Annotated in this window: 15 protein-coding genes; 1 reads left to right on the top strand and 14 read right to left on the bottom strand. The window is 68.9% G+C overall.

Annotated elements, in window-relative coordinates:
* Positions 1–293: 293 nt before the first annotated feature.
* The 7 genes from pheT to infC are packed head-to-tail and all read right to left on the bottom strand — an operon-like array spanning position 294 to position 7,094.
* Positions 294–2,846, bottom strand: a complete 2,553-nt coding sequence (pheT, locus tag G3T36_RS17030) for a phenylalanine--tRNA ligase subunit beta (RefSeq protein ID WP_163291038.1) — start codon at positions 2,844–2,846, stop codon at positions 294–296.
* Positions 2,846–3,886 (bottom strand): phenylalanine--tRNA ligase subunit alpha, encoded by a 1,041-nt coding sequence (gene pheS / locus G3T36_RS17025; protein ID WP_163291037.1) that lies wholly within the window; start codon positions 3,884–3,886, stop codon positions 2,846–2,848. Before pheS ends, pheT begins: the two co-directional genes overlap by 1 nt.
* Before the next feature lie 28 nt (positions 3,887–3,914).
* The gene (locus G3T36_RS17020; RefSeq protein ID WP_163291036.1) at positions 3,915–4,952 is read right to left on the bottom strand and encodes an SRPBCC domain-containing protein; all 1,038 of its coding nucleotides are present in this window, start codon (positions 4,950–4,952) and stop codon (positions 3,915–3,917) included.
* 32 nt (positions 4,953–4,984) lie between these two features.
* A complete protein-coding gene (locus tag G3T36_RS17015; protein ID WP_163291035.1) occupies positions 4,985–5,785 on the bottom strand; it encodes a TrmH family RNA methyltransferase in 801 nt (266 codons plus the stop codon).
* Positions 5,786–5,822: 37 nt separating this feature from the next.
* The gene (gene rplT / locus G3T36_RS17010; RefSeq protein ID WP_163291034.1) at positions 5,823–6,212 is read right to left on the bottom strand and encodes a 50S ribosomal protein L20; all 390 of its coding nucleotides are present in this window, start codon (positions 6,210–6,212) and stop codon (positions 5,823–5,825) included.
* A 28-nt stretch (positions 6,213–6,240) separates the two neighbouring features.
* A complete protein-coding gene (gene rpmI / locus G3T36_RS17005) occupies positions 6,241–6,435 on the bottom strand; it encodes a 50S ribosomal protein L35 (RefSeq protein ID WP_163291033.1) in 195 nt (64 codons plus the stop codon).
* On the bottom strand, positions 6,435–7,094 hold the full coding sequence (gene infC, locus G3T36_RS17000; RefSeq protein WP_163291128.1) for a translation initiation factor IF-3: 660 nt from the start codon (positions 7,092–7,094) through the stop codon (positions 6,435–6,437). Before infC ends, rpmI begins: the two co-directional genes overlap by 1 nt.
* 266 nt (positions 7,095–7,360) lie before the next feature.
* Between infC and G3T36_RS16995 the strand changes: the two genes are divergently transcribed.
* Complete coding sequence (locus G3T36_RS16995; RefSeq protein WP_163291031.1) at positions 7,361–7,723, top strand: DUF1844 domain-containing protein; 363 nt, start codon at positions 7,361–7,363, stop codon at positions 7,721–7,723.
* Here the strand turns inward: G3T36_RS16995 and G3T36_RS16990 are convergent.
* From G3T36_RS16990 to G3T36_RS16960, 7 genes are all read right to left on the bottom strand, one after another.
* The gene (locus G3T36_RS16990; RefSeq protein WP_163291029.1) at positions 7,720–9,105 is read right to left on the bottom strand and encodes a pyridoxal phosphate-dependent decarboxylase family protein; all 1,386 of its coding nucleotides are present in this window, start codon (positions 9,103–9,105) and stop codon (positions 7,720–7,722) included. The two genes, G3T36_RS16995 and G3T36_RS16990, sit on opposite strands and share 4 nt — an antisense overlap.
* Positions 9,106–9,194: 89 nt before the next feature.
* Positions 9,195–9,977 carry an SseB family protein gene (locus G3T36_RS16985; RefSeq protein WP_163291027.1) on the bottom strand — a complete coding sequence of 261 codons (783 nt, stop codon included), beginning with the start codon at positions 9,975–9,977 and terminating at the stop codon, positions 9,195–9,197.
* Positions 9,961–10,707, bottom strand: coding sequence for a bifunctional 1-(5-phosphoribosyl)-5-((5-phosphoribosylamino)methylideneamino)imidazole-4-carboxamide isomerase/phosphoribosylanthranilate isomerase PriA (gene priA, locus G3T36_RS16980; RefSeq protein ID WP_163291025.1), 747 nt, complete (start codon positions 10,705–10,707; stop codon positions 9,961–9,963). Before priA ends, G3T36_RS16985 begins: the two co-directional genes overlap by 17 nt.
* A gap of 23 nt (positions 10,708–10,730) precedes the next feature.
* The gene (hisH, locus tag G3T36_RS16975; protein ID WP_163291023.1) at positions 10,731–11,366 is read right to left on the bottom strand and encodes an imidazole glycerol phosphate synthase subunit HisH; all 636 of its coding nucleotides are present in this window, start codon (positions 11,364–11,366) and stop codon (positions 10,731–10,733) included.
* Entirely contained in the window at positions 11,363–11,965 is a 603-nt protein-coding gene (gene hisB, locus G3T36_RS16970; RefSeq protein WP_163291022.1) for an imidazoleglycerol-phosphate dehydratase HisB, read from the bottom strand. The genes hisH and hisB overlap by 4 nt, the downstream gene beginning before the upstream one ends.
* Positions 11,962–13,080, bottom strand: a complete 1,119-nt coding sequence (locus tag G3T36_RS16965; protein ID WP_163291020.1) for a histidinol-phosphate transaminase — start codon at positions 13,078–13,080, stop codon at positions 11,962–11,964. The genes hisB and G3T36_RS16965 overlap by 4 nt, the downstream gene beginning before the upstream one ends.
* 61 nt (positions 13,081–13,141) lie before the next feature.
* Positions 13,142–13,585, bottom strand: a complete 444-nt coding sequence (locus G3T36_RS16960) for a LysM peptidoglycan-binding domain-containing protein (RefSeq protein ID WP_338031620.1) — start codon at positions 13,583–13,585, stop codon at positions 13,142–13,144.
* Between the last annotated feature and the right edge of the window lie 87 nt (positions 13,586–13,672).

Here is a 13,672-nt window from a genome sequence, read left to right as displayed (position 1 = left end):
GCCCACGTGAAGCCCCCTCGAGGGTCGCGCGTGCGTCGCCTAGATTCGGCGGTCGCCCAGGCGTCGACGCAGTGCGCCGGCGGCCACGAGGCCACGAGCGGAAAGGGTGCGCCGAACGGAAAGCATGCGGCAACCCTAGCGGGTCTGCTCGGCTCGCTCCAACTCGGGCGGTGCCGGCGGGCTCCCACCACCTCCCCGCCACCTCGGGAATGTGTGCCCGCCAAGTCGGGACGTGGCCGCCGACTCGAGCGGGCGGGGATGTCCCGAGCTGGCGGGCACGGCGGCTGAGCGATTCAGTCGCGGATGTGCGCGCCGAACTGGTCGCCGGCCCGCGCCGCGCCCGCGAGCTTCGCTTCGCTCGCTTCGGCCGCGGTGAGCGTGCGGTCGTCTGCCCGGAAGCGGAGCGCGAAGGTGAGGCTCTTCGTCCCCTCCGGGATACCCGGGCCACGGTAGTCGTCGACCAGGCGGGCGTGCTCGAGGAGCCGGCCCGCGCCGTCGACGACGGCACGCTCGACATCGCCTGCGGCGACATCGACTCCGACGACGAGCGAAAGGTCCTGGGTCGCCGCCGGGAACGCCGCGATCGCGGACGCCACCCGTTCGCGCGGGGCGAGTTCGAACAGCGCGTCGAGGTCGAGCTCGAAGACGCCGACGACGCGTGGAAGGTCCGCCTCCTCGGCGAGCGCCGGAAGCAGCTCGCCGGCGAAGCCGACCCGCACATGATCGTGCGCGCGACGCACGATCAGCTCGGCCGCGCGGCCCGGGTGGAGCGCCTGGTGCGATCCCTGCACCGGCTCGACCGAGACGCCGATCGCCGCCCCGATCTGGTCGACCATCGCGAGAACGTCCACGATTCCTGCCGCGACGGCGGGCAGGCCCGGCTGCTTCGGTACAGCATTGCCGAGCACCAGACCCGCTACGTGCTGGGGCTGCCAGGGGATGCCGGCGTTCAGGCCGGTCAGGACGTCCTCGGGCGGCAGGGCCGCGCCCGGGGGCAGCGACCGGGAACCGAAGGTGCCGTCAGGGGCGGGGAGGAACACCGTTCCGACCTCGTACAGCGCCAGATCGACCAGGCCGCGGGACAGGTTCCGCTTCGCGATCTCCGTCAGCCCCGGAAGGAGCGACGTCCGCAGGTACGGCACCGTGCCGTCGAGCGGGTTGGCCAGCTTCACCGCGGGCACGCGCCCAGCGACCGGCGAGCCGAACGTGTCGTTCGCCCGCTCGGTCACGAACGGATACGCGAGCACCTCGGTGGCTCCGTTCGCGGCAAGCGTCTCGGCTACGGAGCGTCGGAGGAGCTGGGTGCGGGTCAGTCCGCGTCCGGGAGGCGCGACGGGGAGCACGGAGGGGATGCGGTCGTAGCCGACGATGCGGGCGACCTCCTCGGCGAGGTCCGACTTGTCCGTCAGGTCGGGGCGCCACGTCGGGGGCACGACGCTGAGGCCGGTGGACGTGGCAGTGATCGCGCCGCCGATCTCGGCGAGTGCGGTCTCGATCTCCTCGTCGGTGAAGTCAACGCCGATCAGCGACGAGACGTAGCCGGCGGGCAGCTGGATCGCATCCGGGGTCACGCTCGTGTTGTGGAGGGAGCCGAGGTCGTCCGCGCTGCCGCCCGCGAGCTGCTCGAGCAGCTGGACCACCCGTGCCGCAGCTGCAGCCGCGACCTGCGGGTCGACACCGCGCTCGAACCGTTTGGACGCCTCGCTCGGCAGCTTGTGCCGGCGAGCGGTCCGGGCGATCGACACGGGGTCGAAGTTCGCCGCCTCGATGAGGACGTTGCGGGTCGAGGAGCCGATCTCGGTCGACGCGCCGCCCATGACTCCCGCAAGGCCGATCGGCCCGGAGTCGTCGGTGATCAGCAGGTCTTCCTGGTCGAGCGTCCGCTCCTGGCCGTCGAGGGTCACGAGCGTCTCGCCCGGGCGGGCGCGGCGCACCGTGAGGCCACCGGTGAGGGCGTCGAGGTCGTAGCCGTGGATCGGCTGGCCGAGCTCGAGCATCACGTAGTTGGTCACGTCGACGACGAGGGAGATCGAGCGGATGCCCGCGAGCTTGAGACGCGCGATCATCCAGGCCGGCGTCGGCCGTGTCGCATCGACGTCGCGGACGACGCGCGTCACGAAGACGGATGCTCCGACGCGCCCGCGGATGGGGGCGGTGTCGTCGATCGAGACGGGGAACGTGCTGCCCGTCGTGTGGCTCGGACGGCCGCGCAGCAGCTCAGGGGCGGCCGCAGGGTCGCGGAAGTCAGCCCCCGTCGCGTGCGAGAACTCTCGCGCGATGCCGCGGATCGAGAAGGCGTAGCCGCGGTCGGGAGTCACATTGACCTCGACGGCCGTGTCGTCCAGCCCGAGGAGGCCGACCGCATCCGTGCCGACCGGAGGGTCGAGCTCGAGGGTCGCGAGGCGCAGGATTCCGTCGTGCTCGTCGCCGAGCCCCAGCTCACGAGCGGACGCGATCATCCCGTCGGAGACGTGGCCGTACGTCTTGCGCGCCGAGATCGGGAACGGCCCGGGCAGGACTGCCCCGGGCAGCGACACCACCACCTTGTCGCCTGCGACGAAGTTGTGGGCGCCGCACACGATCCCGCGCACGTCGTCGCCGCCGTCCGCCGCCCGCGTACCCTCCGGGGCCACGCGCACATGACACCAGCGGATGGTCTTGCCGTTCGACTGCGGCTCATCGACGAAGTCGAGCACCTGCCCGACCACGACGGGACCGGAGATCTCGAACGTGTGGACGTCCTCCTCCTCCAGACCGACGGAGACGAGCGCGGCGTGAACCTGCTCGGCCGTCGTCCCCGGCTCGAGATCGACATACTCGGCGAGCCAGCTGAGTGGGACGCGCATCAGACCACCATTCCGAACTGCTGGGAGAAGCGCACATCGCCCTCGACCATGTCATGCATATCCTTCACGTCGTTGCGGAACATGAGCGCACGTTCCACGCCGACGCCGAACGCGAAACCGGAGTACACATCGGGATCGATGCCCGCCGAGCGCAGGACGTTCGGGTTGATCATCCCGCAGCCTCCCCACTCGATCCACTGGGGCCCCTCCTTGAAGGTGGGGTGCCAGAGGTCGAGCTCGGCGCTGGGTTCCGTGAACGGGAAGTAGTTGGGCCGCAGACGCACCTTCGCATCCTCGCCGAACATGTTCTTGACGAAGTGGTCGAGCGTCCCGCGCAGGTGCGCCATCGTCAGACCCTTGTCGACGGCGATGCCCTCGGTCTGGTGGAAGACCGGCGTGTGCGTGGCGTCGAGCTCGTCGGTGCGGAAGACCCGCCCGGGAGCGATGCGGTACAGCGGGAGGTCGTTCTCCAGCAGCGCCCGCAGCTGAACGGGCGACGTGTGCGTGCGCAGAACGAGGTGCGACGAGGTCGGCTCGACGAAGAACGTGTCCTGCATGGCTCGCGCCGGGTGGTCCTCGTCGAAGTTGAGCGCGTCGAAGTTGTACCACTCGCTCTCGAGCTCCGGGCCTTCTGCGACCTCCCACCCCATGCCGACGAAGATGTCGGCGATGCGCTCCTGGAGAAGGGAGAGGGGATGCCGGGCGCCGGCCTGCCAACGCGACGGGAGCGCGGTCACGTCGACCCGCTCGTCGGCGAGGCGCTGCGCATCCTCGGCGGCCTCGATCTCCGCCTCCTTGGCGGCGAACGCCAGGTTCACGCGGGCCCTCGCCTGGCCGACGAGCTTGCCGGCCGCGGCCTTCTGGTCGTTGGGCACGTTGCGGAGGCCGGCATTCAGCCGCGCGAGCGGGGAGTGCTCTGCAGTGTGCTCGGCACGGACGACCTTGAGAGCCGCCGAGTCGGCCGCATCGGCGATCGCCGTCAGCGCGGCCTGGACGGCGGCTTCGACGACGGTCTCGGAGATTTCAGTGGGTTCGGACACGGAACCCAAGTTTAGTGCGAGGCACGGGTCACTCTGCGGCGTCCTCTGCCGCATACACGTCGTAGGCGGCCTCCCACAATCCTTCGCGCTTCGGCGCGTCGAGGCCTTCGAGCAGCAACGTGAGCCCGTCGACGAGGGAGTGCCAGCCGGCGGCGAAATCGGGGGCCGACCGGAGGCGGCCTGCGCCGAAGACGTCCGGGATCGGATCCTGATCGAGCACCAGAAGGGTGCCGTCGACCTCCTCGGAGAGGCTCAGCGTCACTGCCGAGCGGGCAGGACCCCACGTGAACGAGAGCAGGCGGCCCGGTTCGAGGGCGAGCACCTCCATCGTGTGCACGCCGTCCGGCACATTGGCGTCGCCGAGCAGGAAGGTGTCCCCGAGCTCGAGCGGTCGCGAGCGCGCGGGGTCGTCCGGCCATTCGACCACCGGCCAGAGCCACCGGCCGATCCGCTCCGGCCCGGTCAGCGCATCCCACACCTGGTCGATGGGCGCATCGAGGACTCGCTCGAGCTGCACCCCGCTGCGCCCGTCCTGGCGGATCATCCGCGCCGGAGTGAGCGCGGCCTCGCGCCGGCGGTACTCCTCGAGCGCGGCATCGAAAGCCGAGGCGTCGACGGCCTCGCCGAGGTATCCCCGATCACCGAGCGCCTGCTCGCCGGTCAGTTCACCGTCGAGGTGAGTGAACGCGGCCTGCCACAGCGCGCCGTAGACGGATGCGTTGATCGCCTGCACGCGCCGGTGCGCGAGGGTGAGCACGACGTGATCCTCGCCGTGCGGGGCCAGCGTCGCCTCGAGTTCCGTCTCGGCCTCACCGGCGAACAGCCAGAGCAGGACGAAGCGCTTCTCCGGTTCGCAGGCCAGCACGCGACCGGTGACGTCCGGAAATCCGCCGCCCAGCTGCAGCCGGTACCCGTCGGCCTCCGTCGTGTAGTTCCCGATCCAGCGCGCGATGCGGCCCGGCTCGGTGAGCGCGCTCCACAGGTCGGCCGCCGTCGTCGCGTATTCCCGTTCCACCGTGACCGAGCGCCGTGCTCCGTCGAGGGCGATGTCGCCGAAGATGGTCATGATGCCGCACTACCTCATCACGGGTCACACGTTCAGGATCGCTGTGCGAATGCCGACTCGTACAGGCACACGGATGCTGCGGTCGCCAGGTTCATGGACTCCGCACTTCCATAGATCGGCACGGTGACGGCGCGGTCCACGAGCGCGAGGTCGTCATCGCCGAGCCCCCGGGCCTCATTGCCGAACACCCACGCGGTCGCTCGGGCGAGCAGCCCCTCCTTGCGCGCCGCCAGGAGATCGTCACCCTTGATGTCGGCCGCGAGAACCTGCAGCCCGGCCGCTCGGGCCCTGCCGACCACATGTTCCAGTGTCGCACCCACGGCGACGGGCACATGGAAGATCGACCCGGTCGACGAGCGCACCACCTTGGGGTTGTAGAGGTCGACCGTACGGCCGGTCAGGATCACCGCATCCGCCCCCGCCGAATCCGCGGCACGGATGATCGTGCCCGCGTTGCCGGGGTCGCGCACCTCCTCGAGGATCGCGACCAGCTTCGGCTCCCCCGACAGGATGTCGCGGATCGAGGTCGGGAACTGGTGGCACACCGCCACGAACCCCTGCGGTGTGACCGTGTCGGCCATCGTCTCCAGCACGTGCTCCGTCACGAACTCGACATCGACACCGGCGTCGACCGCCGTCTGCGCGATGTCGGTGTACCGGTCGAGAGCCGTCGGCGTCGCATACAACTCGACGACCAGCTCGGGCCGGAACGTCAACGCCTCGGCGACGGACTGCGGCCCCTCCAAAAGAAAGAGCCCGGTCTCGGACCGGGCTCCTCTTTTAGCCAGTTTCGCCACGGCCCGAACACGCGGCGAACGCGGGTTATCAAGCATGGCACCAGCCTATAGGTGGTGACGCAGTGAACGGCGACTACGCGGCGGCGGCCTTCGGCGCCGACGTGTCGGCGGGAAGTGCCTTCTTGGCCGTCTCGACGAGCGCCGCGAAGGTCGCGGGCTCGTTGACCGCGAGCTCGGCGAGGATGCGACGGTCGACCTCGACACCGGCAAGACCCAGGCCCTGGATCAGACGGTTGTAGGTGAGACCGTTCGCACGGCTGGCCGCGTTGATGCGCTGGATCCACAGGCGGCGGAAGTCGCCCTTGCGCGCACGGCGGTCACGGTAGCTGTAGACCAGCGAGTGAGTGACCTGCTCCTTGGCCTTGCGGTACAGGCGCGACCGCTGACCGCGGTAGCCCTCGGCGCGCTCGAGGATGACCCGACGCTTCTTGTGGGCGTTGACGGCCCTCTTTACTCTTGCCATTTTCTTGTTTTCCTAACGTCGGGCGGCGTTACTTGCCGAGCATCTTCTTGATGCGCTTGGCATCAACGGGTGCGAGCACCTGGTCCTGGTTGAGACGGCGAGTGCGACGGCTGGACTTCAGCTCCAGGTTGTGGCGCATACCGGACTGCTGCTTCATGACCTTGCCGCTACCGGTCAACTTGAAGCGCTTCTTGGCCCCGGAATGGGTCTTCTGCTTGGGCATTATTTCTCCTCGTTCGTCGCAGGCATAGCCGGCGAACTCTCTTCGTCCTGCGCAGAAGGCTCTGCGGCAGCAGCCGACTCCTCGGCGGGGGCGTGGGCCCGCGCCTTCGAGGCGGCACGTTGTGCATTGGCCTCGGCCTTGGCCTCTGACTTGTTCTTCAGGGGGCCGATGACCATGACCATGTTTCGACCGTCGATGGTCGGCGTCGATTCGACAGAACCGAACTCCGCGACATCTTCGGCAAATCTCTGAAGCAGGCGCACGCCCTGCTCGGGGCGGGACTGCTCACGGCCGCGGAACAGGATCATGGCTTTGACCTTGTCGCCGGCCTTGAGGAAGCCCTCGGCGCGCTTGCGCTTGGTTTCGTAGTCGTGCTTGTCGATCTTGAGGCGGAAGCGAACCTCTTTGAGAATGGTGTTCGCCTGGTTGCGCCGGGCCTCCTTGGCCTTCTGCGCAGCCTCGTACTTGAACTTGCCGTAATCCATGATCTTCGCGACAGGCGGCTTGGAGTTGGGAGCAACCTCAACCAGGTCCAGATCGGCTTCCTGCGCGAGACGAAGGGCGACCTCGATTTTCACGACGCCGACCTGCTCACCGCTGGGGCCGACAAGACGAACTTCGGGGACGCGGATACGGTCATTGGTACGGGGATCGCTGATGCGTTTCTCCTCTGATCAAAGCGATACATTCGGCCACGTTCCCGTCGGGTGACGAAAGCGGCGAAGAGGAAATTCACGCACCACGAGCACCTGCGAAATAATTCGCAGGCCTGGCACGGCACCCTGGCTACCCTCGCGCTGGCGGCGCGACGGCGGAGTGCGAACAACCCGGTAACCTAGTAGCGGTCAAGCGCGGGTGGGAGAATCTCCACTTTCGTACCGAGACAGAAGCCTCGGAGCCCGAACGATTCTAACAGAGGAAATCAGTGAGCGACAGTTACACCCCTGAGGACGCCGACGCCTACGTCGACGAGGCCACGCGAGACATCGCGGACGTCCCTGCTGTCGAGGTCATCACCACCACTGCAGTGCACCTCATGAGCGCCGCCGCCGTCAAGTGCGGGCTCGCCGACGCCCCGGAGACGCAACTCGACCTGGACGAGGCCCGCAAGCTCATCGACGCCCTCGCGGGCCTCGTCACGGCCAGCGCACAGCACATCGGCGACCAGCACGCCCGCAGCCTCCGCGACGGCCTCCGCTCGCTGCAGCTCGCCTTCCGTGAGGCATCGCCCATCCCCGATGAAATCGGCAAGGGGCCGGGCGAGAAGTGGACCGGCCCGGTCAATTAGCCGACGTCGGCTCGGATGCTCGCCAAGGCCGAGCGGACGGCCTCGATCGTGCGGGCGACGGCTGTCTCGTCGGTCCCCCAGTTGCTGACGGAGAAGCGCAGCACGGCGCGGTCCCTCCAGCGGGACGGCGACGCGAAGATGGTTCCGTCCGCCCGCAACGCCGCGGCGAGCGCGGCGATCGCCTCGTCGTCCTCCAGCGCCAGACACACCTGGGTGAACACGACATCGTTCAGGATGGTCACGCCCGGCAGCTGGGCGAGGCCCTGAGCCAGGGCTGAAGCGCTGTCCGCCAGCCGCTGCACCAGGTCGTCCACACCCTGTCGTCCCAGCCACGCCAGCGTCGCCCAGACCGTCACGCCACGGGCGCGCCGCGACATCTCGGGTACTTTCTCGTACGGGTCGAACCCTTCCGCCGGCCGCGGAAGGTAGGCGGCATGGATGCTGAACGCCCCGTTCAGCGCGACCGGGTCCGCGACGACCGCGATCCCGCAGTCGTAGGGCACGTTCAATGTCTTGTGCGCATCCGTCGCCCACGAATCCGCTCCGTCGTAGCCGGCGGTCAGGTGACGCAGTCCGGAGGCGGCGCCCGCCCACAGACCGAACGCGCCGTCGATGTGGACCCAGGCGCCGGCATCGTGCGCAGCCTCGATCGCGCCGGTGAAGTCGTCGAAGGCGCCCGAGTGCAGGTTGCCGGCCTGAAGACACACGATCGTCGGCCCCTCCCCCTCGGCGAGCAGCGACCGGAGCAGATCGACACGGATGCGCCCCTGGTCGTCGGCCTCCACGGTGAGCGGCAGCCCCAGACCGGCGTACCGCGCTGCGAGGTCGACCGAGGTGTGACGTTCGGCGCCCGCGATGAACCGGATGCGCGGACCGCCCGCCAGACCGTCCCGGTTCACATCCCATCCGGCCCTGCGCAGGACGGCCGTGCGTCCGGCGATGAGACCGACCATGTTGGCGGTCGTCGCGCCCGTCACGAAACCCACATCGGCGGTCGCCGGCAGGCCGAGCAGGTCGAGCAGGTACTCGCCCGCGAGTTCCTCGGCGGCGACCACGCCAGGCGTCGCATCGCGCATCCCGGCGTTCTGGTCCCAGGCCGTGACCAGCCAGTCCGCGCCGAGCGCGACCGGAAAAGTGCCGCCCATCACCCAGCCGTAGAACCGGGATGACTGGATGGCCATGAGGCCGGGCTCGACCGCCGCCGTCAACCGCTCGAGCACCGCATCCTGGTCGGAACCGGTCGCCGGCAGCCGCTCGCCGAGATGTCGCCGGACGTCGCCGACCATCGCTGTCGGCGGGATCGGTCGCTCCTCGAAACCGGCGAGCCACGCTTTCGCGGTGGCCGCCGCCCGGTCGATGATGTCGTCGTAGTCAGCTTGCATCAGCGCATTCGCTCCCGGCGCCCAGCGCTGGGCGCACAGCACCGATTGTCCTCCCCGGTCATACGGAGGGTCAACGCGCGACGCCTTCCTCAGGCCGATGCGGTGAGCTGCACGCGCAGGGAATCCACCCGCGTGGCGATCACGTCGTCGGCCGCCCAGCGCTGCGCGAGTCGCGCAAGGACGGCGTCGAGCTCCTCCTGGGTGAGACCCTGCGCGAGCTCCAGCCGCACGACGATGTCTTCGCCTGCGAGCCGCGCATCCGGGTCACCCGAGCGCAGTGAGACATCGTGCACGCCGAGTTCCGAGCCGATCGAGGCGCTGAACGCAGCGAACACCTCCGGGTCGAGGTGAGCAGGAAGCCACGGCTGCGACTGCGCGATCGCCCAGAGGGCGGGGCGGCGGATGACGAACTCGGTGTCGGAGCGCGGGTCGAGGACGACCAGGTCGGTCTCCTCGCTTGCCGCAGCCAGTGCGACGCGGACGCCATCTGCGGGCACCGGCCTCGCCTTCGGGTTCCAGCGCTGCATCGCCGTGACGGACGAGAACACCGGCAGCACGGTGCGGCCGTCCGGTCCCTCCACGGTGACGATGGCGAGTTCCTGAGATTTGTCGACGAGGTGACCCGCCTCCGTCGTTCCCGACTCGCCGAGCTGGGCCACCAGCGGAATGAGCAGGCGCACGTGGCGGACGACGTCGACCACTGCATCCGCCGCCGCTTCGCCGGCACGGAAGCCCCGGATCGCCTCGATGAGCTCGGCCGGAGCAGAGCCGTCGTCGGCGCCGAACGCGTTCGCGTCGACCTGGCGGCCCGCCCACGGCTGACCGGCCGAGTCGGTGTGAGGGGGCCGCAGCCCGTCAGGCTCCGGCGACATCCAGCGCCTCGGCCAGCGTGAACGCGCCGGCGTACAGCGCCTTGCCGACGATCGCTCCTTCGAGCCCCTGCGGAACCAGTTCGCGGAGCGCCGCGATGTCGTCGAGATTCGAGATGCCACCGGATGCGACGACCGGGCGCTCCGTGCGTTCCATCACCTGGCGCAGGAGGTCGAGGTTCGGGCCCTTGAGTGTGCCGTCCTTGGTGACGTCGGTGACGACGTAGCGTGCGCATCCGGCGTCTTCGAGCCTGGCGAGCACCTCCCACAGGTCGCCGCCGTCCTGGGTCCAGCCACGGGCCGCGAGGGTCGTTCCGCGCACATCGAGGCCGACGGCGATGGCCTCGCCATACCGGCCGATGACATTCGCTGCCCACTCCGGGTTCTCGAGGGCGGCGGTGCCGAGGTTGATCCGGGTCGCGCCGATGCCGAGAGCGGCCTCCAGCGACGCGTCGTCGCGGATGCCGCCGGACAGCTCGACGTTCACACCTTTCACCTGGCTGATGACCGTCTTCAGGAGCGCAGAGTTGTTCCCCCGGCCGAACGCCGCGTCGAGGTCGACGAGGTGGATCCACTCGGCGCCCTGGCCGGCCCAATCCGCTGCCGCGTCGACGGGGTCGCCGTAGTTCGTCTCGGAGCCGGCCTCACCCTGCGTCAGGCGCACCGCTTTGCCGTCGGCGACGTCCACCGCGGGGAGCAGCACGAGACGCGGAGTGGTCGAGAATTCGCTCATATCCTTCTTCCTGGATTTCCCGGCTAGCGCAGCGTGCCCAGCCAGTTGCGGAGGAGGTGGATGCCCGCCTCGCCCGACTTCTCGGGATGGAACTGCGTCGCACTCAGGGGACCGTTCTCCACGGCCGCGATGAAACGCGAGCCGTGCTCGCTCCACGTCACGCGAGGCACCGGGAACGGCGGCATGACCTCGAGCGTCCACTCTTGGGCCGCGTACGAGTGGACGAAGTAGAAACGCTCGTCACGGATTCCGTCGAAGAGCGCGGAGTCCTCCGGGGCATCAACGGTGTTCCAGCCCATATGCGGGAGCACGTCCGCCGTGAGCACATCCACTTCGCCAGGCCATTCGCCGAGGCCGGGGCTGTCGTTGCCACGCTCGACGCCGTGCTCGAACATGATCTGCATGCCGACGCAGATCCCGAGCACCGGCCGGCCTCCGGCAAGGCGACGATCGACGATCTCGTCGCCGTGCGAGGCGCGCAGTGCTTCGGCCACCGCTTTGAACGCTCCGACGCCCGGCACGACGAGACCGTCGGCAGCCTGGGCCTTCGCCCGGTCGCCGGTCAGCTCGACGTCGGCGCCGGCCGCTTCGAGCGCCTTGGCTGCGGAGTGGACGTTGCCCGTGCCGTAATCGAAGACGACGACCGACGGTCGTGTCACAGCGCCCCCTTGGTCGACGGGATGCCCGACACCAGCGGGTCGAGCGCCTTCGCCTGGCGGAACGCGCGGGCGAACGCCTTGAACTCGGCCTCGGCGATGTGGTGGGGGTCGCGGCCGCCGAGGACGGTGATGTGCGTGGTCAGGGCGGCGTTGAACGTGATCGCCTCGAACACGTGCCGAACCATGGAGCCGGTGAAGTGGCCGCCGATGAGGTGGTATTCGAAACCGGCGGGTTCGCCGGTGTGCACGAGGTAAGGGCGCCCCGAGATGTCGACGACGGCTTGCACGAGTGCTTCGTCGAGGGGCACGAGGGCGTCGCCGAAGCGCGAGATGCCCGCCTTGTCGCCGAGCGCCGCACGGATGGCCTGGCCGAGCACGATGCCGACGTCTTCCACCGTGTGGTGGACGTCGATCTCGACGTCACCGCTCGCACGCACCCTCAGGTCGGTGAGCGAGTGCTTCGCGAACGCGGTCAGCAGGTGGTCGAAGAAGGGCACCGACGTCTGCACATCGGCGAGTCCCTTCCCGTCGAGGTCGACGGTGAGCTGGATGCTCGACTCGCTGGTCTCCCGCTGGATCGTGGCCGTGCGATTGGTCATGCCTGCGAGTTTAGTGTCGTCGGGACAGTGCCCTCGTCTGCATGTCCTAGTGAGGCGAGCGCGGTCAGGAAAGCCGTCGTCTCGGCTTCCGTACCGGCCGTCACGCGCAGGTGACCCGGGATTCCGATGTCACGGATGAGGACCCCTTGGGCGAGCAACGACTGGAAGGTCGCGTGGGGGTCGCGCACCCCGCCGAAGAGCACGAAATTGCTTCCGCTGCGGTGCGGCAGATAGCCGAGGGCAGCGAGTTCGGTGACGAGGCGATCGCGCTGGGCGGAGATCTCGCCGACCATGGCGAGCATCTCGTCAGAGTGTGCGAGCGCCGCCACTGCCGCCGCCTGCGTCAGCGCGGAGAGGTGATACGGCAGTCGGACCAGTCGCAGCGCGTCGGTGACGGCTGCATCCGCGGCGAGGTAGCCCACGCGTGCACCGGCGAAGGCGAACGCCTTGCTCATCGTCCGCGAAACAAGGAGCCGCTCACGCCCGGGCAGCAGGCTGAGGGCACTGGGGCTGCCCGTCGGCATGAACTCGGCGTAGGCCTCGTCGACGACGACGATGCCGCGAGAGGCCTCGTAGACGGCAGCGATGGTCTCGATCGACAGGGGCGTACCGGTGGGATTGTTCGGAGCGCACAGGATGACGATGTCCGGATCCACCCGCTGGATCTCCCGGACCGCAGTCTCGGCGCTGAGCTCGAAGTCGTCGTCGCGCGGACCGGCGAGCCACTGCGTGCCGGTGCCCGCGGCGAGGAGGGAGTACATCGAGTAGGTCGGGGCGAACCCGAGCGCCGTACGGCCGGGCCCGCCGAAGGCCTGGAGCACGTGCTGGAGCACCTCGTTCGATCCATTCGCCGCCCAGATCTGGGCCGGCGTCAGATCGTGCCCGAGATAGCGGGCAAGACTTTCGCGCAGTTCGACGAACTCGCGATCGGGGTAGCGGTTGACCCCGTGGACCGCATTGGCGACTGCTGCCACGATGTCGGCGGCCACATCATCAGGGATGGGATGCGTGTTCTCGTTGACGTTCAGCGCGACCGGGACGGTCTTCTGGGGCGCGCCGTAGGGAGTCTTTCCCCGCAGGTCATCGCGAATCGGCAGATTGGAGAGCGAAGTCACCACACAATGCTAATGCGGCTCACCAGCCGCCCTGCCTCGGGCAGTGCTCAGCGCTCAGTACTCAACGGCCCCCGCCGTACTGGCTCGGGATCGCGATGCGCTGCCCGGGGGTCACGACGGCCGACTGCAGCTGGTTCAGTGAGACGATGTCGGCGATCACGTCACGCGGGTCTGCGCTCGGCGCGATCTTCTCGGCGATGCTCCAGAGGGACTGACCGGAGTGCACCGTCACGTACGAGAACTGCGTGTGCTCACTCGAACCGGTCGCGACCGCTCCTCCGCCGTTCATCGCGAAGAGGAAGGCGCCGATCACCAGAGGAACGGCCGCCAGCGTCGTGATCACGGCGCGACCGCGTCGCGTCAGCCGGAGGTGCGTGGTCGCCACGCCCACAGGGCGGGACGTCACAGTGCGGGACGGCACGGGGCGGGACGTCACAGTGCGGGACGGCACAGTGCGGGACGTCGCACCGGCGAAGTGCGTCGGCATCTGAATCGCTGCAGTCATGGCCTGACCTCCTGGGAGTATTCGCATCCGACTCTCGGCCGGGAGGGCCGGATGCGAAGCTGTGTTCCGAATATATCTTCGAATGTT

The organism is Leifsonia tongyongensis, assembly GCF_010686705.1.
Taxonomy (GTDB): Bacteria; Actinomycetota; Actinomycetes; order Actinomycetales; family Microbacteriaceae; genus Diaminobutyricibacter; species Diaminobutyricibacter tongyongensis.
This window is presented reverse-complemented; position numbering and strand designations above follow the sequence as displayed.